Annotated in this window: 25 protein-coding genes, 3 tRNA genes and 2 pseudogenes; 19 read left to right on the top strand and 11 right to left on the bottom strand. The window is 57.1% G+C overall.

Annotated features, from left to right (window positions below; translation table 11 throughout):
• The first annotated feature begins 22 nt into the window (after positions 1-22).
• The 12 genes from ACKLNA_RS04455 (at position 23) to ACKLNA_RS04400 (ending at position 11999) form a co-directional block, all read left to right on the top strand.
• Positions 23-2470, top strand: coding sequence for an autotransporter (locus ACKLNA_RS04455; RefSeq protein WP_408984996.1), 2448 nt, complete (start codon positions 23-25; stop codon positions 2468-2470).
• A gap of 108 nt (positions 2471-2578) precedes the next feature.
• Positions 2579-3640, top strand: coding sequence for an NAD(P)H-dependent flavin oxidoreductase (locus ACKLNA_RS04450; RefSeq protein ID WP_408984995.1), 1062 nt, complete (start codon positions 2579-2581; stop codon positions 3638-3640).
• Between the two features lie 176 nt (positions 3641-3816).
• Entirely contained in the window at positions 3817-4584 is a 768-nt protein-coding gene (modA, locus tag ACKLNA_RS04445; protein ID WP_114883351.1) for a molybdate ABC transporter substrate-binding protein, read from the top strand.
• Positions 4585-5265 (top strand): molybdate ABC transporter permease subunit, encoded by a 681-nt coding sequence (gene modB, locus ACKLNA_RS04440; protein ID WP_085710042.1) that lies wholly within the window; start codon positions 4585-4587, stop codon positions 5263-5265.
• A gap of 3 nt (positions 5266-5268) precedes the next feature.
• Complete coding sequence (gene modC, locus ACKLNA_RS04435; protein ID WP_408984994.1) at positions 5269-6348, top strand: molybdenum ABC transporter ATP-binding protein; 1080 nt, start codon at positions 5269-5271, stop codon at positions 6346-6348.
• 72 nt (positions 6349-6420) lie between these two features.
• Positions 6421-7449 (top strand): DNA topoisomerase IB, encoded by a 1029-nt coding sequence (locus tag ACKLNA_RS04430; RefSeq protein ID WP_408984993.1) that lies wholly within the window; start codon positions 6421-6423, stop codon positions 7447-7449.
• Between the two features lie 144 nt (positions 7450-7593).
• On the top strand, positions 7594-9231 hold the full coding sequence (locus tag ACKLNA_RS04425) for an ATP-binding cassette domain-containing protein (protein WP_408984992.1): 1638 nt from the start codon (positions 7594-7596) through the stop codon (positions 9229-9231).
• A gap of 71 nt (positions 9232-9302) precedes the next feature.
• The gene (locus ACKLNA_RS04420; RefSeq protein WP_408984991.1) at positions 9303-9536 is read left to right on the top strand and encodes a hypothetical protein; all 234 of its coding nucleotides are present in this window, start codon (positions 9303-9305) and stop codon (positions 9534-9536) included.
• A gap of 117 nt (positions 9537-9653) precedes the next feature.
• Positions 9654-9884 carry a hypothetical protein gene (locus ACKLNA_RS04415; RefSeq protein ID WP_085710047.1) on the top strand — a complete coding sequence of 77 codons (231 nt, stop codon included), beginning with the start codon at positions 9654-9656 and terminating at the stop codon, positions 9882-9884.
• An 86-nt stretch (positions 9885-9970) separates the two neighbouring features.
• On the top strand, positions 9971-10255 hold the full coding sequence (locus tag ACKLNA_RS04410; protein ID WP_408984990.1) for a hypothetical protein: 285 nt from the start codon (positions 9971-9973) through the stop codon (positions 10253-10255).
• A gap of 113 nt (positions 10256-10368) precedes the next feature.
• Positions 10369-11040, top strand: a complete 672-nt coding sequence (locus tag ACKLNA_RS04405; RefSeq protein WP_408984989.1) for a TetR family transcriptional regulator — start codon at positions 10369-10371, stop codon at positions 11038-11040.
• A gap of 119 nt (positions 11041-11159) precedes the next feature.
• The gene (locus ACKLNA_RS04400; RefSeq protein WP_408984988.1) at positions 11160-11999 is read left to right on the top strand and encodes an NAD(P)H-binding protein; all 840 of its coding nucleotides are present in this window, start codon (positions 11160-11162) and stop codon (positions 11997-11999) included.
• A 76-nt stretch (positions 12000-12075) separates the two neighbouring features.
• Here ACKLNA_RS04400 and ACKLNA_RS04395 read toward each other — a convergent pair.
• A tRNA-Leu gene (locus ACKLNA_RS04395) sits at positions 12076-12162 on the bottom strand.
• A gap of 564 nt (positions 12163-12726) precedes the next feature.
• Here ACKLNA_RS04395 and ACKLNA_RS04390 point away from each other — a divergent pair.
• Both ACKLNA_RS04390 and ACKLNA_RS04385 read left to right on the top strand, forming a co-directional pair.
• Positions 12727-12960, top strand: a complete 234-nt coding sequence (locus tag ACKLNA_RS04390) for a hypothetical protein (protein WP_408984987.1) — start codon at positions 12727-12729, stop codon at positions 12958-12960.
• A 116-nt stretch (positions 12961-13076) separates the two neighbouring features.
• The gene (locus ACKLNA_RS04385; RefSeq protein WP_408984986.1) at positions 13077-13448 is read left to right on the top strand and encodes a hypothetical protein; all 372 of its coding nucleotides are present in this window, start codon (positions 13077-13079) and stop codon (positions 13446-13448) included.
• A gap of 2 nt (positions 13449-13450) precedes the next feature.
• On the opposite strand, the pseudogene ACKLNA_RS04380 reads toward ACKLNA_RS04385, so the two are convergent.
• Together ACKLNA_RS04380 and ACKLNA_RS04375 are read right to left on the bottom strand one after the other, a co-directional pair.
• Positions 13451-13951, bottom strand: a pseudogene (locus ACKLNA_RS04380) (lysis protein).
• The gene (locus ACKLNA_RS04375; protein WP_408984985.1) at positions 13951-14379 is read right to left on the bottom strand and encodes a cell wall hydrolase; all 429 of its coding nucleotides are present in this window, start codon (positions 14377-14379) and stop codon (positions 13951-13953) included. The pseudogene ACKLNA_RS04380 and the gene ACKLNA_RS04375 overlap by 1 nt, the downstream one beginning before the upstream one ends.
• A gap of 222 nt (positions 14380-14601) precedes the next feature.
• Here ACKLNA_RS04375 and ACKLNA_RS04370 point away from each other — a divergent pair, with 222 nt between their 5' ends.
• Positions 14602-15558 carry an acyltransferase family protein gene (locus tag ACKLNA_RS04370; protein WP_408984984.1) on the top strand — a complete coding sequence of 319 codons (957 nt, stop codon included), beginning with the start codon at positions 14602-14604 and terminating at the stop codon, positions 15556-15558.
• A gap of 387 nt (positions 15559-15945) precedes the next feature.
• Here ACKLNA_RS04370 and ACKLNA_RS04365 read toward each other — a convergent pair.
• Positions 15946-16228: pseudogene (locus ACKLNA_RS04365) on the bottom strand (baseplate J protein); the annotation flags it as partial.
• A 26-nt stretch (positions 16229-16254) separates the two neighbouring features.
• Here ACKLNA_RS04365 and ACKLNA_RS04360 point away from each other — a divergent pair.
• The 3 genes from ACKLNA_RS04360 to ACKLNA_RS04350 all read left to right on the top strand — a co-directional run bounded on the left by ACKLNA_RS04360 (position 16255) and on the right by ACKLNA_RS04350 (position 17512).
• Positions 16255-16821 (top strand): hypothetical protein, encoded by a 567-nt coding sequence (locus ACKLNA_RS04360; RefSeq protein ID WP_408984983.1) that lies wholly within the window; start codon positions 16255-16257, stop codon positions 16819-16821.
• Positions 16822-17050: 229 nt separating this feature from the next.
• A complete protein-coding gene (locus ACKLNA_RS04355) occupies positions 17051-17239 on the top strand; it encodes a hypothetical protein (RefSeq protein ID WP_408984982.1) in 189 nt (62 codons plus the stop codon).
• 24 nt (positions 17240-17263) lie between these two features.
• Positions 17264-17512: an integrase gene (locus tag ACKLNA_RS04350; RefSeq protein ID WP_408984981.1), complete on the top strand. Its 249-nt coding sequence runs from the start codon at positions 17264-17266 to the stop codon at positions 17510-17512.
• A gap of 71 nt (positions 17513-17583) precedes the next feature.
• Here ACKLNA_RS04350 and ACKLNA_RS04345 read toward each other — a convergent pair whose 3' ends face one another.
• The 7 genes from ACKLNA_RS04345 to ACKLNA_RS04315 form a co-directional block, all read right to left on the bottom strand.
• Entirely contained in the window at positions 17584-17868 is a 285-nt protein-coding gene (locus ACKLNA_RS04345; RefSeq protein ID WP_408984980.1) for a hypothetical protein, read from the bottom strand.
• A gap of 163 nt (positions 17869-18031) precedes the next feature.
• Positions 18032-18105: transfer RNA gene (locus tag ACKLNA_RS04340), tRNA-Cys, on the bottom strand.
• A 47-nt stretch (positions 18106-18152) separates the two neighbouring features.
• Positions 18153-18228 (bottom strand) — tRNA-Gly (locus tag ACKLNA_RS04335).
• A 60-nt stretch (positions 18229-18288) separates the two neighbouring features.
• Entirely contained in the window at positions 18289-18849 is a 561-nt protein-coding gene (gene pgsA, locus ACKLNA_RS04330; protein ID WP_085603312.1) for a CDP-diacylglycerol--glycerol-3-phosphate 3-phosphatidyltransferase, read from the bottom strand.
• A gap of 32 nt (positions 18850-18881) precedes the next feature.
• Positions 18882-20705, bottom strand: coding sequence for an excinuclease ABC subunit UvrC (uvrC, locus tag ACKLNA_RS04325; protein WP_408984979.1), 1824 nt, complete (start codon positions 20703-20705; stop codon positions 18882-18884).
• Between the two features lie 2 nt (positions 20706-20707).
• Positions 20708-21349, bottom strand: a complete 642-nt coding sequence (gene uvrY, locus ACKLNA_RS04320) for a UvrY/SirA/GacA family response regulator transcription factor (RefSeq protein WP_032829778.1) — start codon at positions 21347-21349, stop codon at positions 20708-20710.
• 127 nt (positions 21350-21476) lie between these two features.
• Positions 21477-21941 (bottom strand): GNAT family N-acetyltransferase, encoded by a 465-nt coding sequence (locus ACKLNA_RS04315; RefSeq protein ID WP_408984978.1) that lies wholly within the window; start codon positions 21939-21941, stop codon positions 21477-21479.
• A 646-nt stretch (positions 21942-22587) separates the two neighbouring features.
• Between ACKLNA_RS04315 and ACKLNA_RS04310 the strand changes: the two genes are divergently transcribed.
• On the top strand, positions 22588-23664 hold the full coding sequence (locus ACKLNA_RS04310; RefSeq protein WP_408984977.1) for a 3-deoxy-7-phosphoheptulonate synthase: 1077 nt from the start codon (positions 22588-22590) through the stop codon (positions 23662-23664).
• Positions 23665-23668: the final 4 nt, after the last annotated feature.

The following is a 23668-nucleotide window of genomic DNA, read 5'->3' as shown; positions in this document are numbered from 1 at the left end:
GCCTTTGTCGATGGAGCTGACAATGTCCCGCGCCCGCCCTTTTCTTGTCTGGCTGATGCTCTGTCTGTTGGCATTCAACAGCGCGTGGGCGGCGCCTGAGACCAAGCCGGCAGACGCCGCTGCCGTTGAGCCGACCTGGCCGCAAGTCATCACCGGCGGCAAGTCAAAACTCACCGTGTACCAGCCCCAGCTCGACAGCTGGGACGGCTACACCTTGCAGGCCCGCGCCGCCGTCGAGGCGACCGATGCCGACGGCAAGGCGACTTACGGGATCGTCCAGTTCAGCGCTCACACGCTAGTCGACAAGGCGACTCGCTGGGTCATGCTCGACCAGTACAAGATCATCAAGGCCGATTTTCCCGCCGACTCCAGCCAGGCAGAGACGTGGATCACGACATTGCAAAACGATGCGGCCAAGCGCAAGAAAACCATCTCCCTGGATCAGCTCGAAGCCGCGGTCGGCGTCCTGACCGCCGAACAGAAAGCCGACACGACGCGCCTGGAAAACACACCACCGACCATCATCAGCTCGGATGTGCCGGCCATGCTCGTCTATATCGACGGTGACGCCGCGTATCGACCGGTGGATGGCACCGGATTGCAACGGGTCATCAACACCCGTCCTCTGCTGCTCAAGGACGCCCAGGGTAAACACTATCTGCACGTGTTCGATGGCTGGATGGTTGCCGATCAATTGACAGGGCCGTACACCCTGCTGTCCTCGCCTCCGGCGGATCTGGAGAAAGCCAAAAAAGCCGCGATCGAGAGCCGGCAAGTGGATCTGCTCACCGGGCAAAGCGATCCGAAGGACAAGGTACCGAGTCTGGCCAAGCCGCCGCAGCCGAAGATCTTCGTGGCCACGACCCCGACCGAGCTGATCGTCACCGACGGTGCGCCGCAGTGGCTGCCGATCCAGGGCACGCAATTGCTGTATGTCAGCAACACCACCGGGCACATCTTCAAGGAAATCGGCGACCAGAACAGTTATGTGCTGATCTCCGGCCGCTGGTTCCGTGCCGCTGACATGAACGGCCCGTGGACATTTACCCCGGCGGACAAGCTGCCGACAGACTTCACCAACATCCCCGACGACAGCCCGAAAGAAAACGTCAAAGCCTCGGTGGCCGGGACACCGCAGGCGAAGGAAGCGGCCATTGCCGCCACGATCCCGCAGACGTCGGCGATCAAGAAAAGCGCGGTCAAAATGACTGCCCCGCAATTCGATGGTGAGCCTCAACTCAAAGCCATCAGCGGAACCCCGCTTCAGTATGTGATCAACAGCGCGACGCCAATCATCCGGGTCGACGAAAACAGTTGGTACGCGGTGGAGAACGGGATCTGGTTCGTTGCGACAGCGGTCACCGGGCCATGGACCGTCGCAGGCTCGGTTCCGGCGGTGATTTACTCGATTCCGCCGAATTCGCCGATGCACTACCTCACCTACGTCAAAGTCTATGAATCCAGTGGTGACACGGTCGTTGTCGGCTATACCCCGGGCTATCAAGGATCGACGCTGGATCCAGCGACCGGCGTCGTGGTTTACGGCACGGGCTATCCGTACACGCCCTGGGTCGGCACTGTCTGGTACGGGCCGCCGGTGACATACGGTTTTGGCGTCGCCATTCGCTACACGCCGTGGACAGGCTGGACCTTCGGTTTCGGCTTCGGCTGGAGTTGGGGCGGCAGCACTGCCGCAATGGGTTGGGGCTGGGGCGCATATCCATGGTGGGGCAATTACGGCTGGGGTTACGCGTGGGGGCCACACCTGTATCCGGCGCCATTGGCCTGGGGAGGCGCAGCCTACGGATATCATGGCGGCGCCGTGGCCTGGGGTCCGGGCGGCTGGGCCGGCACCACCGGCAACATCTATCGGCAATGGGGCGACCGGGCGACGGTCAGCCGCTATGGCGCGGGCTACAACGCCTGGACCGGCAACCGCTGGGCCGGTCAGGTCGGCTCTTCCTATAACTCACGGACCGGGATCGCGACGGCAGGCCAGCGCGGTGCGGTACACAATGTCTACACCGGCAACTATGCAGCGGGCCGCAGTGGTGAAGTGGTCGGGCCCAACGGCGGTGCAATTGCCGGAGGGCGTGTTACGGCAGGCAATGTTCGAAATGGCACTCAGGTCACGGCCAATCGTGGCGCCGTCTACAACCCGAACACCGGAAACACCACGCAGTACGGCGGTATCCATGGGCGCAACAGCGGCGCCGCGCGGGTTGGCGACAACGTTTACGCCGGGCATGACGGCAACGTCTACAAGAAAACCGATGATGGCTGGCAGTCGATGGTCAAGGGTGGCGCGACACGAACGCCGATCAACAACAATGCTCAGTTGCAGAACCTCAACCGCGATTCGGCGGCGCGCAACGTTGGCAATCAACGGTTGAACAACTTCCACAACTCCTCGCAGTTCATGAACCATTCTTTCGGTGGAGGCGGTGGTGGCGGATTTCATCGACGCTGAACCGAATCCCGCGAGATCACAAATCTTGGCTGGCCCTGAACCCGGTTTTGCTGGTAAAAAAACCGGCTTCAGCTTCTCTGCCCTGCTTTGTCCTTCGGAGTCTTTTCCATGAACCAATGGCCAGATACGCGCATTCTTGACCTGCTCGGCATCGAACTGCCGATTATCCAGGGCCCTATGGCCGGTGCCACCAACTCGTCGATGGTGATTGCCGTGTGCAACGCGGGCGGCCTGGGTTCGATGCCGGCGGCGATGCTGAGCATCGAGCAATTGCGCGAAGAACTGAAGGCCATCCGTCAGGGCACCGATAAACCGTTCAACGTCAATTTCTTCTGCCACCAGCCACCGGCCGCCGATGAGCAGCGGGCACAGGACTGGAAAAATCTGCTGGAACCCTACTACCGCGAACTGGGTGCCGATTTCGATGCTCCGACGCCAGTATCCAACCGTGCACCGTTTGAGGCAGCCGCTTGCGAAGTGCTTGAAGAGTTTCGCCCGGAAGTGGTGAGTTTCCACTTCGGCCTGCCGGAAAAATCCCTGCTGGACCGGGTCAAGGCCACCGGCGCGAAAATCCTGTCATCGGCCACCAACGTCGATGAAGCCATCTGGCTGGAACAGAACGGATGCGACGCAATCATCGCCATGGGCTATGAGGCCGGCGGGCACCGGGGCATGTTCCTCAGCGATGACCTGAGCAGCCAGGTCGGGACCTTTGCCCTCGTGCCGCAAATCGTCGACGCGGTCAAAGTGCCGGTGATTGCCGCCGGTGCGATCGCCGATGCGCGAGGCGTGGCAGCGGCGTTCATGCTCGGTGCGTCGGCCGTGCAGGTCGGCACGGCTTATCTGTTTACCCCGGAAGCCAAAGTCAGCGCCTCTCATCACAAGGCGCTGCGCACGGCAAAAGACAGTGAAACAGCGATCACCAACCTGTTCACCGGGCGCCCGGCACGGGGAATCCTGAATCGAGTGATGCGCGAAGTGGGACCAATGTCGGCCAAGGCACCGGCGTTTCCGCTGGCCGGCGGTGCTCTGATGCCCTTGCGCGCAAAGGACGAGGCCGACTTCAGCAACCTGTGGGCCGGTCAGGCATTCACACTGGGCAAGGAGTTGAGCAGTGCTGAACTGACCCGGCAACTGGCCGAAGGAGCGCTCGCGAAACTGGCTAGGTAAAGGCACGGCAGACCGAGGGATTCCATGCCCTCACCTGCCCGCCTGAAACCAGCACTTTCCGTTTGGAGGCATTTCGCTATATATTCAGCTATATAGCGATTCACCCCCTCGCATCGGCGCAGTCTACCCCTCTAACAACAACTGCCCACTGCACCTGCCAACAACGGAGCTGTTACATGACCATTCGTGCCTCACGTTTTGCCCCTACCTGCCTGGCCTCCCTGCTTGCGGTATTCGCCGTCGGCGCTGTTCAGGCGGATGAAGTGCAAGTTGCCGTCGCGGCCAACTTCACCGCACCGATCCAGGCAATCGCCGCCGATTTCGAAAAAGACACCGGGCACAAACTGGTCGCAGCCTATGGCGCCACCGGGCAGTTCTACACCCAGATCAAGAACGGCGCACCGTTCGAGGTGTTCCTCTCCGCTGACGACACCACGCCTGAAAAACTGGAAAAGGAAGGCGACACCGTCAAAGGCTCGCGCTTCACCTACGCCATCGGCACCCTGGCGCTGTGGTCGGCCAAGGAAGGTTACGTCGATGCCAAAGGCGACGTCCTGAAGAAAAACGAATACCAACACCTGTCCATCGCCAACCCAAAAGCCGCGCCTTATGGCCTTGCGGCCACCCAGGTGCTGGAAAAGCTGAAACTGACTGAAGCGACCAAAGCCAAGATCGTCGAAGGCCAGAACATCACTCAGGCCTACCAATTCGTATCCACCGGCAACGCCGAGCTGGGCTTCGTTGCCCTCTCGCAGATCTACAAGGACGGCAAAGTCAGCAGCGGTTCGGCATGGATCGTTCCGGCGAGCATGCACGACCCGATCAAGCAGGACGCCGTCATTCTGAACAAAGGCAAGGACAACGCCGCTGCCAAGGCACTGGTCGACTACCTCAAAGGCCCGAAAGCCGCTGCGGTCATCAAGTCCTACGGTTATCAGCTGTAAATGTCGCTGACGAGTGCCGATTTCGCGGCGATCTGGCTGACCCTGAAACTGGCGTCCCTGACTACTGCGATCCTGCTGGTCATCGGCACTCCGATTGCCCTGTGGTTGTCGCGTAGCCGTTCCTGGCTGCGCGGTCCCATCGGGGCGATCGTCGCCCTGCCCCTGGTGTTGCCGCCGACTGTCATTGGTTTCTATCTGTTGCTGGCAATGGGGCCGAATGGCTTTCTTGGCCATTTCACTCAGTGGTTGGGGCTTGGCACGCTCACCTTCAGTTTCACCGGACTGGTCATCGGTTCGGTGCTCTATTCCATGCCTTTTGTGGTGCAGCCGTTGCAAAACGCCTTCTCCGCCATCGGCACTCGCCCACTGGAAGTGGCCGCGACTTTACGCGCCAATCCCTGGGACACTTTTTTCAGCGTCATCCTGCCGCTCGCGCGCCCCGGTTTCGTTACCGCAGCGATTCTCGGTTTCGCCCATACGGTTGGCGAATTCGGCGTGGTGCTGATGATCGGCGGCAATATTCCCGACAAGACCCGCGTGGTCTCGGTACAGATCTACGACCATGTCGAAGCCATGGAATATTCACAGGCCCATTGGCTCGCCGGGGCAATGCTGGTGTTTTCGTTCCTGGTGTTGCTGGCGCTTTATTCCAGCCGCAAGTCGCGCGCAGGCTGGAGTTGATCGATGATTGAAGCACGCTTGAAACTCGCTTATTCAGGCTTCGACCTGGATGTCGACCTGCACCTGCCCGGTCGTGGCGTGACCGCATTGTTCGGACAATCTGGCTCCGGCAAGACCACCTGCCTGCGCTGCATCGCCGGGCTTGAACGGGCCTCGGACGCCTTTGTGCAAATCAACGACGAAGTCTGGCAGGACAGCGAGAAAGGCATTTTCGTCCCGCCGCACAAACGTGCGCTCGGCTATGTCTTTCAGGAAGCGAGCCTGTTTCCACACCTTTCGGTACTGGCCAACCTGCAATTCGGACTCAAGCGGATTGCCAGGAATCAGCGCCGGGTCGACATGGCGCAAGCCACCGAACTATTGGGAATCGGCCACTTGCTGGAGCGTCATCCGCAGCATCTGTCCGGTGGTGAGCGTCAGCGAGTCGGCATTGCCCGGGCGCTATTGACCAGTCCGAAACTGCTGTTGATGGACGAACCGCTGGCCGCCCTCGACAGTCAGCGCAAAAGCGAAATCCTGCCTTACCTGCAAAGGCTGCACGACGAACTCGATATCCCGGTTCTGTATGTCAGTCACGCACAGGATGAAGTCGCGCGACTGGCCGATCATCTGGTGCTGCTCGATAACGGTAAAGCGCTGGCCAGCGGCCCCATCGGCGAAACCCTGGCGCGCCTCGATCTGCCTCTGGCAATGGGCGATGACGCTGGCGTCGTCATCGAGGGGCAAGTCATTTTCTACGATCACGACTACCAATTGCTCTGCCTGCAATTGCCCGACACGTTGTTGAGCATCCGCGTGACTCACTCCCCCATGGAAGTGGGTCAGGCGCTGCGCTGCAAAGTGCAGGCTCGCGATATCAGCCTGACTCTGCAAAACACCGAACACAGCAGCATCCTCAATCGGTTGCCGGTAACGGTGGTCAGTGAAATGCCCGCCGACAATGCCGCTCATGTGCTGATTCGCCTTGATGCGGGCGGCACGCCGCTGCTGGCCCGCATTACCCGCTACTCACGGGATCAGCTTGGTGTGCATGCGGGTCAGCATTTATGGGCGCAGATCAAGGCTGTCGCAGTTCTGGCATAAATCGCTCGGCACGACTGTCGGGGCCTGCGGTCAATCGCTGTAACAGCCCGATTGCCGCCCAGGAAACCCGCCATGCCCGATACCGCGCTGACCGATGTGTTGCCTTCGGACCTGCATTACGTCGATGACACCCAGCCGGGACTCTCCCGCAAAAAGCTGCGCGGCAAGTTCTGCTACTTCGACGCAACTGGCCAGCGCATCCGCGATCCTGACGAAATCAAACGCATCAATGCGCTGGCTGTGCCGCCGGCCTACACCGATGTGTGGATCTGCGCGGACCCACGCGGCCATCTGCAAGCCACTGGCCGCGATGCTCGCGGGCGCAAACAATACCGCTATCACCCGCGCTGGCGCGAAGTGCGCGATGCCGACAAATACTCGCGACTGCGCGAGTTCGGCATGGCGCTGCCGAAGCTGCGCAAACAGCTGGAAGTGCTGCTGGACGCGCCGGGGTTCAGCCGCGACAAAGTCATGGCTACGGTGATCACGCTGCTCGATGCCACGCTGATTCGCGTCGGCAATACGCAATACGCGCGGGACAATCGATCGTACGGCTTGACCACCTTGCGCAGCCGGCATGTCGAGATCAATGGCAGCGCGATCCTGTTCCAGTTTCGCGGCAAGAGCGGTATCGAGCATCAGATCACCGTGAAAGACCGGCGCCTGGCGCGGATCATCAAGCGTTGTCTGGAAATCCCGGGGCAGAACCTGTTCCAGTACCTGGATGAACAGGGCGAACGGCACACCGTCAGCTCTTCCGACGTCAACACCTACCTGCAAACCCTGACCGGCGCGGATTTCACCGCCAAGGACTACCGGACCTGGGCCGGCAGCGCCCTCGCTTTGGCGGTGCTGCGGGAGTTGCAATGGGAATCGGAAGCCGAAGCCAAGCGGCATGTGGTGGAGATGGTCAAAGGTGTGGCGCGGCAATTGGGCAACACGCCGGCGGTGTGCCGCAAATGCTATATCCACCCGGCCGTGGTGGAGCATTTCATGCTGGGCGCGCTGGCGGAGCTGCCAAAGCCGAGGATCCGCAAAGGTCTGCGCAAGGAAGAAGTCGCCTTGGCGCTATTTCTTGAGCGCATGTCTGACATGGCTTGAAGCGGTCGAACGTCTCGACTAGGCTATCGGACTTCCCCTCCCAAGGACGACCGCAGAAAGTGAACAACTAAGCCTTCAAAAATGTAATCGCGACACGCCTCTCAGGGCGCTTGTCTGTTTTCACGACATTTTTTGGAGGTGCCGATGACTCACGTCTCGCGTACGCCTGCCCTCGTCTCCCTGAACCAGCTGGGTTTCCAGTTCGCCAATGGCGAGACAATTTTCGATGCACTCGACTTGAAGTTCGATCACACGCCGACCGCCATCGTCGGGCGAAATGGTGTCGGCAAAAGCGTACTGGCACGCTTGATCGCCGGACAATGGCAGCCCACCACCGGCAGCGTGACGCGCACAGTGGCCACAACCTACGTAGCGCAAACCTTGGTCGCTGCACCTGGCGAGACGGTCGCCATGACCACTGGCAGCGCCGCCATTCTTCAGGCCCTGGAGCGAATGAACCGGGGTTGCGGATCCGTCGAGGATTTCGATCTCATTGGCGAACAATGGGATCTCGCGGAGCGTTTGCGGCGCTTGCTCGATGACGCCGGGCTGGCCGAGGTCGCACTCACTGACTTGACCGAACAACTCAGTGGCGGCCAGCAAGCACGAGTCGCACTGATCGGCGCGTTTTTGAGTCAGGCTTCGTTGCTGGTTCTTGATGAACCGACTAACCATCTGGATTCATCGGGACGGCAATGGCTGATGAACTCACTGGAGCGCTGGCACAGCGGGCTGATCGTCGTCAGCCATGACCGGCAACTGCTCGATGGCATGCAACGGATTGTCGAATTGAATGGCGTGGTGACAAATGACTTCAGCGGCAATTATTCGGCGTTCCATGAGCACCAGCGGATCCATCAAGCAGCGGCACAAGCACGTCTCGATCAAGCCCGAAGCGAGCGCCAGCGTGAGCGCGTGCGGTTGCGGCGTGAACACGACACGATACAACGCCATGCAGCCAACTCCCGACGTAAAGCCGAAACCGCCAACATTGCCAGTTTCGAATACGTGGCGATCAAAGGCGCCGCCCGGGAAATCATGGGGCATGTCCGACAAAGCCATCAGGCACGCAAGTCCGAGCTGGATGCCCAGGTACGGGAGGCATATGCCAAGGTACAGCCCGCAGACAATGTGCTGGTCAACCTGCCCGGAAGCACCGTGCCGAGCAATCGTCAGGTTTGCACACTGATTGAAGCCGGATTGCCGTGGCTGCCCCGCGCAGCAGCAACGAGCCGCTTGAGTCTGGTGATCCGTGGTCCGATGCGAATCGCTGTCAGCGGTCCCAACGGGTGCGGCAAATCGACCTTGCTGAAGGTGCTGGCCGGGAAATGGGCCCCTGTCGACGAGATCGCCACGACGCACGTTCCATTCGCGTTTATTGATCAGCAACTGGCCCAACTGGACGATCAGCGCTCGATCACCGAACAGTTGATGATTCAGGGCGCGGGACTGGACGAAGGCACGCTGCGCAGCAACCTCGCTCACCTGCAACTGGATGCTCGTCGCGCCACGGGATGTTGCGCCTTATTGAGCGGTGGCGAACGCCTGAAAGCGGCGCTGGCGCTGGCATTGTGGAGAGCAGAGCCCGCGCAACTGCTGTTGCTGGACGAACCGACCAATCATCTGGACCTGCCCTCGGTGGAAGCTTTCGAACGAGCCTTGCAGACGTTTCCAGGAGCGATTGTCGCCGTTTCACACGACAAGGACTTCCTCAAGGCATTGAAACCGACTCACTCTCTGAACTGGCATCGTTCCGAGTGGCTACTTCAACCGACGAACTGACCTGACTATTTTTTGCACGATTTGTCAGGGCTTCTATAGTTGATCTGATATGAATCAGCTGCGGTGACGCCATGGAAGACATATTCGTCGTGAAGCGTTGCAACCAGATCATCATTCACGGTCGCCGCGCAGGAGAAAGTCTTCACGAACCCGCCGAGGCCACCAGCTGGTATCGCATCAGTGACACGCGTACCGGCGGTTTCATCGGTGATGGTTACGATCTGGAAGAGGACGCCCGGCGAGAATGCCAGCGACTGAATGCCGTCAGCTCACGAGTAACGGACTGTGAGTCTTCGGGCCGATAGCTGTCATTTACGGGTCTATACTCAAACCAGCTGAAGGAGCAGCGCCCCAACGGCAGAGAGCTCGCGCTTCGCGGGCTTTTTGCTGCCTCAGAGCGGTTTCCTGAACGGAGGTGTTCCATGTCCGAAAGAGAGTCCATCACCACTCTCCTCACCTTGCTCGAGGCCCGGGAGGCACGCCTTGCCGCGGCCTGCAAAGAGATCGCCGACTGGGTTGATCATCAAGGCGGGCACCCGACCGCCCTGCGCATTCGCGATCGCTTGAACGACATCGAAAAGGATACTCCGCTGATTCGCAGCACCCTCTCGTCGCTAAAGCCTGTCGATCGGCCGCTGCCACGCTTCAGGTGATCCACTGATTCGCACAATGCCCGCAAAAAAGAACGTCCTTGGTGGTGAAAGGTCAAACCCTTTACACGTCACCAAGGAGGCGTCTCATGGTCATTCACTTCAAAGTCGACGGGCATCTGGCCTGTGGTCACAAGGGCAACAATCTCAGCGCCAGTCCCGAACTCAATCGCGTCAAGTGCCGCAGTTGCCGCAACACCGACGCTTATAAAAACGCACGCAAGGACCAGCGCAATGCGGCACGCCGGGCCGCTCGCCATGCCAAGGCAACGAACCATGCATCCAGTTGGCGATCCGAGTGGATCGAGCGTTTGACGGCGATGGCTGGCCTCCAGCGTCTGCCAAGGGGTTTTTCCGGGCAAGCCTTCGTCTAGACCGGTAACACAATGGGCCGTCTGTTCGGCCCATTTCTGCTGATGTGTTTATTACTGTGTAGCTCTGCCGATGCTATGGTGAGTCCTGTCGGTTCCAGTTTCGGTAACTCAGAGTGCAAACGTCCCTTGATCCTGAAGACAACTTCGGAACGCCCCCCTCGCCTCGCCGCAATCCGTCGCAAAAACGCAGCCGTGAACGGCAGGAACGAATTCTCGGCGTGGCTACACGGCTGATTGCCAGCAAGGGCAGCGATCAGTTGAAGATGAGCGAAATCGCTTCACTCTGCGAGATATCCATCGGTTCTCTCTATCAGTATTTTCCAGACAAAAGCTCGATCATCCTCAGCCTCGCGCAGCGTTACAACGCCGAAAGCCGCCGCTGCATTCAGGTTGCTCTGGAGAAGGTCCACGATTCCCAATCGCTGGAAGTCGCTTATTCGGAACTGCTGGATCTTTACTACCAGGTCATCACGGCAGAACCGGTCATGCGCGATATCTGGTCAGGCATGCAGGCTGACAAACAGCTGCTGGATCTGGAGCTGCAGGAAAGTCGCATTGCGGCGCAAATGTTGACCCGCGCGGTATTGCGCGCCTTCCCTGACGCCAATGAACAACAAGTGAGCGATGCGGCTTTTCTGGTCTGGCAACTGGGCGAATCAACGATGCGCCTGGCCATTTCCTGCTCTGAGGCAGAAGGCAAGCGACTGGTCGAAACCTTCAAGCGCATGTCGCTTCGGGAAATACTCCATCCGGCCCTCGCCGTCTCGCTCAATTCTGCGATCTAAATCCGTGACGTCCAACAAATGACCTGTCGTCGGCTAAGGGTAGTCGTTTCTTGACGGCATAACGTGAGCATCTATCGTATTTTTTTGTGAGAGATGCTCACGTTAACAGAGAGATGATCATGACACGCTCAGAAGCCCAACCCTTTCTGATACTCGGCGCTACCGGAAAAACCGGAAGCCGCATCAGCAAACGACTGATCGAAGAAGGACATCCGGTTCGACCGGGGTCGCGCAATGCCCCCATCCCGTTCGATTGGGACAATCCTTCAACCTGGAGCGCTGCTCTGGCAGGGGCGCGCGCAGTCTATATCTCCTATCAGCCCGATCTCGCCATGCCCGGCGCCCTGGAAACCCTGCAGGCGTTCGTTTCTCTCGCCGTCGAGCACCACGTCAAGCATGTGGTTCTGCTGTCAGGACGCGGTGAAATTGAAGCGCAAGAAGCGGAGCGTATTGTGCAGAACAGTGGTATCGACTGGACAATTCTGCGAGCCAGCTGGTTTTTCCAGAATTTCAGTGAAGCGCATTTCCTCGATCCGATCATCGAAGGTCAGCTCGTGCTGCCAGTCGGTAATATCGCTGAACCGTTTGTCGATGCGGAAGATATTGCCGATGTCGCCGTGCAGGCGCTCACAAAGCCGGGACATGCTGGAAAACTCTTTGAACTGACCGGGCCAAAAGCATTGACCTTCGCTGAGGCAATTCAGGAGATCGGCTCGGCAACAGGGCGCGATATCAAGTTCATACAAGTGCCGCCGGAGAGTTACCGCAAGGAACTTGAAATTGCGCAACTGCCGGCGCCCTGGATTGACCTGGTGCTTTATCTCTTCACCACCGTACTGGACGGGCGCAATACCGCTGTTGTCGATGGTGTAAGGCAAGCCCTGGGACGACCCGCGAATAATTTCAGTGCTTATGCCAGACGCACGGCTTCGACCGGGGTCTGGAATGCTTCGGAATGACAAAGGTGCAGGGACTTTTCGCGGAGCAAAGAAAAAGGGCTTGCATGAGAAATTTCATGCAAGCCCTTGATATTCATGGTGCCCGAAGCCGGAATCGAACCGGCACGCCCTTACGAGCGGGGGATTTTAAGTCCCATGCGTCTACCAGTTTCGCCATTCGGGCGGTAGCGCGGTGCTGCGTTGCCCTGATGCCGGTTCACAATCCTGACAGATTGCTGCCCCTACAGCAGAGGGGGAAATATATACATCACTTCCCGGTGAAGCAAGTTTGCAAAGGCTGTTTTAAAGACTAAGTCTTTCAGCGTGATGCAAATAAAAAAGCTCCGTAAATCATGGATCTACGGAGCTTGTTTATAGTGGAGGCCGAGGTCGGAATCGAACCGGCGTAGGCGGATTTGCGATCCATCTATAAATCTCTGTAGATCAATAGGTTAGCACTATTTTCGTTCCGCAAGCTACTGATTTTTAACGTCCTACAGACCAAGCAAATCAAGGGGTGTCTTTCTGGTTGCGGAACTGGATTCTAGCCCCTCACGCAATTCGTCGCTTCACCCTCCCGCTGACCGTACGGCATCGTATGCTGTATACATATACAGCTAGTGATTAGACCCCTTGATGGACCCTCTCGAAATCGAAAACACCGACGATTGGCTCGGCTGCCCCTCCCCCCCTCGAAACCTGCCAACATCAGCTCAGGCTGTATGAGAACGAGTTCGAAGAACTCAACTTGCAACTACGCCAAGCCCGGGAACAGATCTTCAAACTGGTTGATATGCATGCTGAAGCCATTAATCAGAGGGACGAAGCCAGGGCTACGCTCAGGGAGAAAGCGGCTGAAACGGCAAAGCTACGCAAGAGCCTTTATGATTTAGACATCACTGCGAGTGGCCGCGAGCGCGAAGTGAATTGGCTACGCGGAATTCTAAATGGCTTGACGCCTAACACGAAAACAATCCTGTAATTTGGCGACAGTGATTCAGGTCAGATATCACAACTCGGAACTTTGTTCATTTGGCATTGGATGGCATTGAGCAGCTATGCTGAAGCCTCCACTATTGAGAGATTGGGAAAGCTACAATGCCTATAACCATGACGGACTGCGGTGCAAGCGGCAACAAGGGAGACGGCATGCTCGTAATCGGGGATGCCGACCTCACGCTGAAAAATTTTCAATCAAACAACAATGGAGGTCACGGCTTCAACATCATTACCGTCGATGCTTTTATCGCGCAGCTGGGTCTTCCAAAAGGAACAGATCCACAGTTGATCAAAAAGGTTTTTGATCAACTCCTTGCAGGCCAGGCGGAGTCGCCTGAAATGGCTATCAAAAACAGCGGACTGTTTGGCAAGATATCAGCGGCTGGGGCTGACTTGTCGACGATCGCCGCAAACTTTTCAAATATCCTCAGCAACCCGAATCTGCAACATTTCCTAGGATTGCTGAACTGACATTACCGCAGCCCGCGCACGTACGCCTGACACGCTTGCAGTGCAATCAATCCCCGATCACCTTCATCGGTGATGGCGACAATTCGTTGAGCATGCGCCAGGTCAAGTTCGGCGCGTACGGCTGCATGATCCACGCCGCCGGCGCTGGCGGTGGCAGGCACTGAACAGCCACCGGCTGAACCCGCGGCGATGAGGACTGACAGCTGCAGTTCAGAAGTGGCAAGGCGATCGCGCAGGCAACCCTGGTTCTTTTGAGCATCGCTCAGTTCCTTGTAGTGGGATCATTCGCTGGCTAACAGGCGCTGCTCCAGTACCAGCCGTCTGTCCTGTTCGGCCTGCTGCGCAGTGGCAGCGGCCATGGTCAATTGGTTGAGGGTTTCACTTTGCAGCCGGGCCTGATCCACCAACTGCTTGCCGTAGCGCCAGCTCTGGAACTGCCAGGCGCTGGCGGCGCCAATCAGCACCAACACCAGAACACCCGCTGCTCTCCACAAACAAGGCATTACGGCACATCCCTGAAGAAGACGTGGCCGCCCAGCTTGCAGGTCTGTTTCGCCTTCGCGGCCCAGGCCGGTGGAGATTTCCTGCTGGTGGCGTAGTAGTGCGTGGCGCCGCCAGTGGGGTCCGAAACCTTGCCATCAATCACCTGGTCAGCGACCTTCCGTGCTTGAGCAAGCTCGTGGCTTGAGATCGGCTTAGCACCGTTGCGGTACGGGAAATTCAGATCGTTTTTGTTCCAGCAACTGAACTGATTGGGCTTCTGACAGACGCCGGCGTAACCTTCCCCCCCCCACCACGAATTGGTCTTGCCATCGTTCACGCGATTACGGATCGCCCACGCCACGGCCACTTGACCACCCGCGCCCTCACCGCGAGCCTCGCCCCAAAGCGTGCGCGCAAGAATGTCGCGCTCTTTTTTTGTAGCAGTCATCACCTTTCTCCAAGCGTAAAAAAACCGCCGGGATGGCGGTTGCGGATTTACAAAACAGACAAAAAACCTTTTACGTTTCAGAGAATTAAGCTGGTGACTCGATCCTTTTTCATATAGCATGCCGGCGTTTTGATACCACTTGTATCATTTTTTATACACAACCATCAGCACACAAACCCAATCACCCAGTGAGCTTATGGACCAAACTGGCACGATATGAATATGACTCGAACGGACTCGTCCACTTCGGAATACTTCCCTAACTTTGACATCCTCCGGTTACTTCTTGCATTAGAGGTTGTTGTCGCCCACCTATATTTATTTTCAACTCCTAACACCGCCTGGAATGCTTGGATTATGGCAGTACCAGCATTTCTTGCCATCAGCGGCGTTGTGGTACTTAAAAGCTACAGCGAGAGAGTATCACTAAAAGACTTCGCAAAAAGGCGAGCCCTTAGAATACTTCCAGCATTAAGCGCATCTATACTATTGATATTCGTCTTGTTTGACTCACAGGTAGCTGTAAATGCAATAACCACTTGGCTCTCAGGTGGAATTTACATACCTGAAAAAGGCTACACCAACCAGGCACTATGGTCGCTCGCATGGGAAGAGCTTGCATATCTAATTCTAGCTGGACTATGGGCTATAGGCGCATATCACAGACCTCGCTTTATATGGCTAGCCCTCATAATTTCTGTTTTTACAGTCTACATTTTTTCAGCCTCTAGACTTGGCCCGCTAGCAATTACACTTGCCATGCTTGCCCAAGCCTTTTTTGTAGGAAATTTGGCGTTCATATATAGAAAAAAACTTCATATTCTCGGACGCTTTGCACCTTGGGCATTCCTCGCGTTTACTCTTTTAGCACCACATCTTCCAGTTCGCCAACTGCTTCAAGCAATGGCGGTGGTTTGGGTAGGCATTGCAGGGTACAGGGTGATCGGTTTTCGCCTGCCCGACATCAGCTACGGCGTATATATTTATCATGTACCGATACTATTATTCATTACGGAAAAATGCCGGATTACAGACATTCAAACTGCAAGCTGGATCTTAATTGCCGCATTAATACCAACTTGTTTAGTAAGCTGGTATTTCATTGAGCGACCATGTATTCGCTACAAGCGTAAAACAACACCCGACAACGTAAACGCAACGACTCAACCAGCCGTTTAAGATATTAGTGATTCAATCAGACTGAAGTTACTCTGGCCAAGGAAGGCCGTATCGATCCAGCCCTATCTGACGGGCTGCCTGAATCTCATCCTCTGCCGCACCCATCATTTGAAGTCGAGTAGCCTCTGAAAAGAAGCGGTCGGATCCTGTAATCGGATCGGCATATGCTTGCAGCCGCTTCGCCTCGATCTGTTCTCGCTGGCGAGGAACCGGGATGTCCAAGATCATTGGCAAACCATCAGGCCCGGGCACTACTTGCTTGCCAGCGGAACGGAAGCGTACATACGCATCGTACTGTGCGTGCTCAGTTCCACGGCATCGGCCGGGAAGTCTGGATAGTTTGCGGGGTCGTCATACCAACTGTTTCTCGTCACGCATTCGGGAATTCGCACCCGCTGCAGCGCTGAAGGTCACACCGCCCTCAGCAGGCCAGGCTGCATTGCGTGGCTGGTTCAAGCGCAGTGCTGCAATGCATTGCAGCGTTTCTTCATCAGTCTTGTCGGGCGGGATCTGGTCAGCCAGCCAGCTGAGGCAGCCCATATAATCCGCAGGCTGCGCCACTGAGCGCACGCGAAAGCACCTGCGCATCGGATCGTCTGAGCGAGTCACTGACCAGATCAGACTGGGTCCGATTGATCAGCACCGGTAACGATGGAGTTTCAAACGGTATAGATCACCTGCCAGGAAGAGAGGGGTTTGATTTCCAACCGGGTGCCGCTGGAGACGGTCAGGACGACAATGAGATTCAACCGGTTGATATCGCGCTTTTCACTGCTGACCTCGATCCTGATCAATGCGGTCGTCTGCGATGGCTGGATAGCTGTCGCCCCCACCAGCCGTACCGTTCTTCATCGTCTATGGGGGGCATTCTCGAAACCCCGGCGCCAGGTGAACAAGCCAATGATGACTGCCCGCGTCAGGGATACTCCGCGATCGTCTGAAAAGCTCATCCTCCCCCCCCCGCTGCGGGAGGTCCGCTGTTGCCGCTGCCAGCCTGGACGCCAGCGTGAACGTCTCGACCTGGCTCACTCCGGACGCCACCTGGTCACCTTGCTAGACCAACCAGCCGGTCTGGGTGATCAACAGCGTATCAAAGTTCACGGCGGTAGCGGCCTTGATGTTCAGCGTATCGGTTTCAACACTGATGATCCGACGGCGCTTGAAGTGGATCCGGTCGCCTTCATCGTTGTAGATGCCACCTCACCTTCCTCCAGTTCCTTGATCCGGTACCGACGACCCGATGCAACCACCACGGCGGCATGAGAACGAACGCCGTTGAGGAACATGGCAAGCACTTCGGCGTGGGCCTTGGGATGACTGGTAGAGGTAATGAACCCGCCGGTTATCGCCCAGAATCGTGATGCACGCACAGCGAAGGTGCGTACCAATCGGGAGATAGCACTGCTATCGACCATGTTCACGCTCGCCCGCGAGTGGGTGCTCACAAACAAGGCCACCCCTGTTTCAGTTTTCGCCGGAAAAAAGAAACGCCATGGACCTGACCTATCTGACAGGACAACGCGCGACAGATGTGCTCAAGGCGTCGACCAACGACCTCAACAATGGCTTCCTGATGGTTGGCCAAAGCGGCTGCGCATTCAACTGTATGCAGGCGATACAGAAACGGACTTGTGCATCTTCATCAACGGCCTGCTGGATCGCAGAGCCGAAGCCGGCGTGAATAACCAACCAGACTGGACTGAGGATGAGTTACAACATGCTTCGAAACCGCTGGGACGAAGCCAGGAAAAGTGCAGCAACGAAAGCTGCAGCCGCCGGCGACACTGAGTTGGCTGGGACGATCCGCAAGTTTCAGTTTCGGGATATCCGACCGAAAGCCGGCAGCGAAATAGAGGACATCAAGGATGCAAGCCGCTTGCTCGGTCACTCGACTGAGGAGATGACAAAGAAGGTCTACCGGCGCGTCGGTGAAATCGTAAAGCCAACAAAATGAAGATCCTCAGATGAACTCACCAACTAACTTTCGACCTGGTTCTCATCTATCGAAACGGTAGCCTGAAACAACTAAATCCCATTTGATATCTGGGTGTGCAACCGAAACATCAGAGGGACCATATGCGATATATCGAACGCGACAAGGTCGGTCCATTTGCCCGGCGCTACAACAGAAGATTGCTCCGCCACATTTTGAATTTTTCCAATGCTGCTCCAGACACTGTCGCCAGTGATTCCAGACCCCACAAACATCAGAATCACTCCTGCGAGAGATGCGAAAATGCCGACGATCGTAAAGAAAAATCCAAGGAGATCTAACCTGTCACCAATGCTCGCAGCCATAAGTTCTTCCATATACATGCACTCCAGAGAGATCCCGCATTACCGTAATAATTAGAGCAATTCATCGATCAAACAGCTTCCGTTGCGGAACACCGATCAAAAATTGCGGAACATCTAATTTTTCGGCATGCATAAAAAAGCCCCGTAGATCATTGATCTACGGGGCTTTCAAGAGTGGAGGCCGAGGTCGGAATCGAACCGGCGTAGGCGGATTTGCAATCCGCTGCATAACCATTTTGCTACTCGGCCTCAAAACATTTGCTGTCAGTAGCGCAACAACAAACGCTGTACAAACTTGGAGCGGGAAACGAGACTCGAACTCGCGACCCCGACCTTGGCAAGGTCGTGCTCTACCAACTGAGCTATTCCCGCTTGGTGTGGCGCATTCTATAGAAATCAGAAGCGCCGTCAACCCTTTGATTCAAAAAAGTTTTATTTCTTTTCAACATCGGTCTTCAGATGCGGCCAGGCGGCCCGAAGGTATTGAACCATCGACCACAACGTCAGGCCTGCCGATACCATCAGCAACGCATAACCGATGAAAACCCAGAAGCTGAAAACCTTGGGGTTGGCCAAGAGAATTACCAACGCAAGCATTTGTGCTGCGGTTTTCCATTTGCCCAGGTTCGACACCGCCACATGGGCCCGTGCACCGAGCTCGGCCATCCACTCACGCAGCGCCGATACGACGATCTCGCGACCGATGATGACCGCAGCGGGCAGTGTGAGCCACAGATTGCCGTGCTCTTGCACCAACAACACCAGTGCAACAGCAACCATCAACTTGTCAGCGACAGGATCCAGGAACGCACCAAACGGTGTGCTTTGCTCCAGGCGTCGTGCCAGATAACCATCCAGCCAGTCCGTTGCTGCCGCGAAGGCAAAGACCGAACTTGAGGCCAGATAACTCCACTGGTAAGGCAGATAGAACAGCAAAATGAAGATCGGGATGAGCAGGACACGGAGAACGGTAATCAGATTAGGGATATTCATCGGCACAACTGGCTACGAGGTGAATGGGCATTCTACTCACTATGCAGGTTTGCATAAATCGACTCTGCTAGCTTTTTGCTGATCCCCGGTGCTTTGGCGATCTCTTCGATGCTTGCACGAGACAGCTCCTGCAATCCACCAAAATGTTTCAGCAAGTCCCTGCGACGGGTCGGACCTACGCCCGCCACGCCTTCCAGCGTTGACGTACGACGGGTTTTGCCACGACGCGCGCGGTGCCCGGTGATTGCAAAGCGGTGAGCTTCGTCACGGATCTGCTGAATCAGGTGCAACGCCGGGGAGTCGCCACGCAATGTGAACTCATGCGCAGCATCATTCAGATACAAAGTCTCGAACCCCGCCTTGCGCGTTGCGCCTTTCGCCACACCGAGCAGGATCAGATCCGGCACGGCCAGTTCGTTGAGCACATCACGCGCCATCGACAGCTGCCCTTTGCCACCGTCCACCAGCAGAATGTCCGGCAACTTGCCCTCCCCGTCCTTCAGTTTGCTGAAGCGCCGGGTCAGCGCCTGATGCATGGCCGCATAATCATCACCCGCCGTCACACCTTCGATGTTGTATCGTCGGTAATCCGACTTGATGGCCCCTTCCGGCCCGAAGACCACACAGGACGCGACAGTTGCCTCGCCACTGGAATGACTGATGTCGTAGCACTCCAGCCGCTGTGGCGGCTCATCCAGATTCAACACCTCGGCCAAGGCCTCGAATCGCGCGGCAACGTGCTGACGGTTGGCCAGTCGCGCACCCAGCGCCTGTTCGGCGTTGGTCACGGCCAATTGCTGCCAGCGCGCCCTCGTACCGCGAACCCGATGACTGATCGACAGTTCGCGCCCGCGAAGCTCCTGGATCGCCTCGACCAGCGTGGGGAAGTCATCATGAACGACGTTGACGATCAGCTCGCTTGGCAAATCCCGCTCAGGGCTGCTGATGAAATACTGGCCAAGAAACGCCGCCATGACTTCGGCAACGTCTTCCTCGATGCCAACCTGCGGAAAGAAGTTCTTGCTTCCCAGAACCCGCCCACCCCGCACACTGATCAAATGCACACAGGCACCACCGGGGTTGACGAAAGCTGCGATCACATCGATGTCGCCAGTCCCGCCTTCCATGCTCTGCTGATCCTGGACGCGACGCAGCAATGCAATCTGGTCGCGCAGCTCTGCAGCGCGTTCGAACTCGAGATTGATTGCAGCCTCTTCCATCGCGGTCGACAGTTCATTGGTCAACGCATGGCTCCGGCCCTCGAGGAACATCACCGAGTGCCGCACGTCTTCGGCGTAGACCTCTGGTTCGACCAGCCCGACACAGGGAGCCTTGCAGCGCTTGATCTGGTACTGCAGACACGGACGGGTCCGGTTCTTGTAATAACTGTCTTCGCACTGGCGGACGAAAAACGTCTTTTGCAGAAGACTGAGACTTTCGCGAATGGCCCCGGCACTCGGATAGGGCCCGAAGTATTTGCCCTTGGCCTTCTTGGCGCCGCGATGGATGCTGAGACGAGGGAATTGCCCGTCAGACAGAAACACATACGGATAGGACTTATCGTCGCGCAACAGAATGTTGTACGGCGGCCGCCACTCTTTGATCAGCGTTTGCTCAAGCAGCAGGGCTTCGGTTTCGTTGGCGGTGATGGTCGTTTCGACCTGGGCGATTCGCCCGACGAGAGCAGCGGTTTTTGGCGCCAGCCCGGTCTTGCGAAAGTAACTGGCCAGGCGCTTCTTCAGATTCTTGGCTTTGCCGACGTACAACAGGCGCCCATCGCTGTCGAACATGCGATAAACGCCGGGGCGCCCGCTGACAGTCGACAGGAAGGCGCCGGAATCGAATGTTTCAGTCATGGTCAGAGGCTGGCATCAACCATGCCGTGACGAACTGCCAGAAGCGTCAGCTCGACATCGCTGCTGATCGAAAGCTTCTCGAAAATGCGGTAACGGTAGGTGTTTACGGTTTTTGGCGACAGGCACAATTTGTCGGAAATGATCTGCACCTTCTGACAGCCGACAATCATCAGTGCAATCTGGATTTCCCGTTCGGACAAGGCATCGAACGGAGAATCATTGGTTGGCTGAAACGACTTGATTGCCAATTGCTGGGCAATTTGCGGGCTGATGTAACGCTGGCCGGCAAAGACCAGGCGGATGGCCTGAACCATTTCCGGCAAACCGGCACCTTTGGTCAGGTAGCCCGCGGCACCCGCCTGCAGCAATCGTGTAGGAAACGGATCTTCTTCGCACACGGTGACAGCGACCACCTTGATGTCCGGATGGCTGCGTAACAGTTTGCGGGTGGCTTCCAGACCGCCGATGCCAGGCATCTTGACGTCCATCAGCACCACGTCGGGCTTCAATTCACGGGCCTTGATAAGGGATTCTTCCCCGGACTCGGCCTGGCCGACCACTTGCAGGCCATCGATATCGGCCAGCATTCGTGTAATGCCTGTACGAACGAGATCATGGTCATCGACCACTAACACCCTAATCAAGCAGACACCTCGCGATATGGTCTTATTGGGATGCCGGACACCTTAGCAAAAACTGCCAGACAGACCTAGCGGCAAGCAACATATAAAAAATTTCAATTCATCATTCAGGGCTTGCCGGCCGTGCGTTTCAGAGCACAGGTGTACTGAAATCGAGCTGCATCCTCAGGAAACATTCGTCCTCGCCCTGCATAACCATTCCTTTTCTGCGATACAGGTTTTGCGCCGGATTATTCTTGAACACCGTCAGTCGCAATGCCGGTCGACGCTCCTGGTGCGCAATTGCAACAACCTGATCGATCGCCCAGGATCCTGCACCTTGTCCCTGAAATCCCTCGCAGACCTGCAATTCGCGAATATACAGCGCGCGAGCATCACGACTGAGGCTGAAATAACCGACGAGCCTGCCATCGGATTCAATCAACCAGTTCTCGCGCCCGGCCCAGGCAAGATCGAACGCTTCGTCCTGCCAAAGCAGATCGTAGCCGATGTAATAGCGGAGCATGTTCCGACAGGTGATTTCTCGCGCAAACGACAGGTCATCGAGCGATGCCGGTCGCAATTGAAAACCTGTTTGCACATCTACCACCTGCATGACCTACCCTCCCCTGATGCGACTTCGACGCGACCCAACCCTGAGCAGCTGAAAAGCCACAGTGTGTCACAGCCTGCCGAAGGCTCAACCGATAGAAAGCTACTTGTACCGGCAATAGCAATTTCTGATTGCTGATGCGCATCCGGCTCTAGTAAGCTCGGCGCATTCATCGGAGACAAGCCATGTTCAACGCCCTTGCACAGCTTCATGCCACCAGCGCCCAGCGCTCGGTTGCGGCTGCCTGCGTGAACAGCATCTGCGCTCCAGCCAGCTTTTATTTTGGGTATTGGTTTAGCCACTGGCGCGCCTGATACCCACACGGCGCCCATGACAGACGGGTCGCCTACCAGAGAATTCTCAACCCCCGGTCGGCCTCCCGACCGGGGGTTTTGTTTTTTCAGGCCCTGAACTTTCAGCGACACACCAGACACTTGAGGAATAACGACATGAACTACGCCACCTATTACCGCTACGACAGTTTTAACGCCTGGCGATTTAGCAGCCTCCGCTCGGGACAGCCTGCCGCCTCCGATCGGTCACCTACAGGTGGCAAGCCAACACACGTAGCCAATACGGCCAACTGTCGAACACCCCAATAGGGCCGAGTCGGCGGGAAAGACCCGCGACCAGCCCAGGAAGACCGAATATGAACTCGTCCGTTTCTGCTCTGCCACTGTCCACCCTGAACCCGGCCAACGAAGCATTGACCTTGCGTCTGCCCAGTTCACTGCAACTCAAGCAGCAATTGCCCCTGAGCAATGCCTTGAACCAGCAGGTTGCCAATCACCGTCAGGCGATCCGCGCCATACTCAATGGCGAAGACCACCGTTTGCTGGTCGTCGTCGGCCCTTGCTCCATTCACGATCCTGAATCCGCGCTCGAATACGCAGGCAAACTTGCTCGACTGGCCGATGAAGTCAGCGGCGAAATGCTCCTTGTGATGCGTGCTTACATCGAAAAACCCCGCACCACCGTCGGCTGGAAAGGCCTGGCCTACGATCCCCATCTCGATGGCAGCGACGACATGGCCGCCGGCCTGACATTGTCGCGTGAACTGATGCTGGAAATGATCCGCCTCGGCCTGCCAGTAGCCACAGAACTTCTGCAACCCATGGCAGCCGGCTACTTCGACGACCTTCTCAGTTGGGTCGCCATCGGTGCGCGGACAACCGAATCACAGATCCATCGCGAGATGGCCAGCGGGCTGAGCATGCCGGTCGGCTTCAAGAACGGCACCGATGGCGGCGTATCCGTTGCCGTCGACGCAATGCGTTCAGCGGCTCATCCACATCGCCATTTCGGCGTAGACAGCCAGGGCCATCCGGCAATCATTCCAACTTCGGGCAACCCGGATACACATCTGGTCCTGCGCGGTGGCCATCAAGGGCCGAACTACGATCGCGCCAGCGTGTCCCGAATCCATGCCGAGCTGAGCCGTTTGAAGATCCCGAGCCGGATCATGGTCGATTGCAGCCATGCCAACAGCGGCAAGGACCCTCTTCGTCAGCCGGAGGTTTTCAACGATGTGCTGGAGCAGCGCCTCCAGGGAGACCGTTCACTGGTCGGCATGATGATCGAGTCGCATTTGTTCGAAGGGTGCCAGCCATTGAGTGAGTCGTTGCGCTACGGCGTCTCGGTAACGGATGGCTGCCTGGGCTTCGCTGCCACGGAACGTCTGTTGCTCGATGCTGCGGAGCGTCTTCGGACACCGTCCCAGGCCTGAATAT

Source organism: Pseudomonas sp. UV AK001, from assembly GCF_046097675.1.
Taxonomy (GTDB): domain Bacteria; phylum Pseudomonadota; class Gammaproteobacteria; order Pseudomonadales; family Pseudomonadaceae; genus Aquipseudomonas; species Aquipseudomonas kribbensis.
Note: the sequence above shows the minus strand (reverse complement) of the source record. Positions and strands in the feature narration are given on the sequence as shown.

Excerpts from the sequence above, each read along its gene's own strand:
- ACKLNA_RS04425 (WP_408984992.1), top strand. The coding sequence starts at position 7,594 with ATGACTCACGTCTCGCGTACGCCTGCCCTCGTCTCCCTGAACCAGCTG.
- ACKLNA_RS04410 (WP_408984990.1), top strand. The coding sequence starts at position 9,971 with ATGGTCATTCACTTCAAAGTCGACGGGCATCTGGCCTGTGGTCACAAG.
- modB (WP_085710042.1), top strand. The coding sequence starts at position 4,585 with ATGTCGCTGACGAGTGCCGATTTCGCGGCGATCTGGCTGACCCTGAAA.
- ACKLNA_RS04375 (WP_408984985.1), bottom strand. The coding sequence starts at position 14,379 with ATGACTGCTACAAAAAAAGAGCGCGACATTCTTGCGCGCACGCTTTGG.
- ACKLNA_RS04430 (WP_408984993.1), top strand. The coding sequence starts at position 6,421 with ATGCCCGATACCGCGCTGACCGATGTGTTGCCTTCGGACCTGCATTAC.
- ACKLNA_RS04310 (WP_408984977.1), top strand. The coding sequence starts at position 22,588 with ATGAACTCGTCCGTTTCTGCTCTGCCACTGTCCACCCTGAACCCGGCC.
- modA (WP_114883351.1), top strand. The coding sequence starts at position 3,817 with ATGACCATTCGTGCCTCACGTTTTGCCCCTACCTGCCTGGCCTCCCTG.
- ACKLNA_RS04370 (WP_408984984.1), top strand. The coding sequence starts at position 14,602 with ATGACTCGAACGGACTCGTCCACTTCGGAATACTTCCCTAACTTTGAC.
- ACKLNA_RS04315 (WP_408984978.1), bottom strand. The coding sequence starts at position 21,941 with ATGCAGGTGGTAGATGTGCAAACAGGTTTTCAATTGCGACCGGCATCG.
- ACKLNA_RS04350 (WP_408984981.1), top strand. The coding sequence starts at position 17,264 with ATGAGTTACAACATGCTTCGAAACCGCTGGGACGAAGCCAGGAAAAGT.
- ACKLNA_RS04345 (WP_408984980.1), bottom strand. The coding sequence starts at position 17,868 with ATGGAAGAACTTATGGCTGCGAGCATTGGTGACAGGTTAGATCTCCTT.
- ACKLNA_RS04385 (WP_408984986.1), top strand. The coding sequence starts at position 13,077 with ATGCCTATAACCATGACGGACTGCGGTGCAAGCGGCAACAAGGGAGAC.
- ACKLNA_RS04420 (WP_408984991.1), top strand. The coding sequence starts at position 9,303 with ATGGAAGACATATTCGTCGTGAAGCGTTGCAACCAGATCATCATTCAC.
- modC (WP_408984994.1), top strand. The coding sequence starts at position 5,269 with ATGATTGAAGCACGCTTGAAACTCGCTTATTCAGGCTTCGACCTGGAT.
- ACKLNA_RS04415 (WP_085710047.1), top strand. The coding sequence starts at position 9,654 with ATGTCCGAAAGAGAGTCCATCACCACTCTCCTCACCTTGCTCGAGGCC.
- ACKLNA_RS04400 (WP_408984988.1), top strand. The coding sequence starts at position 11,160 with ATGACACGCTCAGAAGCCCAACCCTTTCTGATACTCGGCGCTACCGGA.
- ACKLNA_RS04450 (WP_408984995.1), top strand. The coding sequence starts at position 2,579 with ATGAACCAATGGCCAGATACGCGCATTCTTGACCTGCTCGGCATCGAA.
- ACKLNA_RS04355 (WP_408984982.1), top strand. The coding sequence starts at position 17,051 with ATGGACCTGACCTATCTGACAGGACAACGCGCGACAGATGTGCTCAAG.
- ACKLNA_RS04455 (WP_408984996.1), top strand. The coding sequence starts at position 23 with ATGTCCCGCGCCCGCCCTTTTCTTGTCTGGCTGATGCTCTGTCTGTTG.
- uvrC (WP_408984979.1), bottom strand. The coding sequence starts at position 20,705 with ATGACTGAAACATTCGATTCCGGCGCCTTCCTGTCGACTGTCAGCGGG.
- pgsA (WP_085603312.1), bottom strand. The coding sequence starts at position 18,849 with ATGAATATCCCTAATCTGATTACCGTTCTCCGTGTCCTGCTCATCCCG.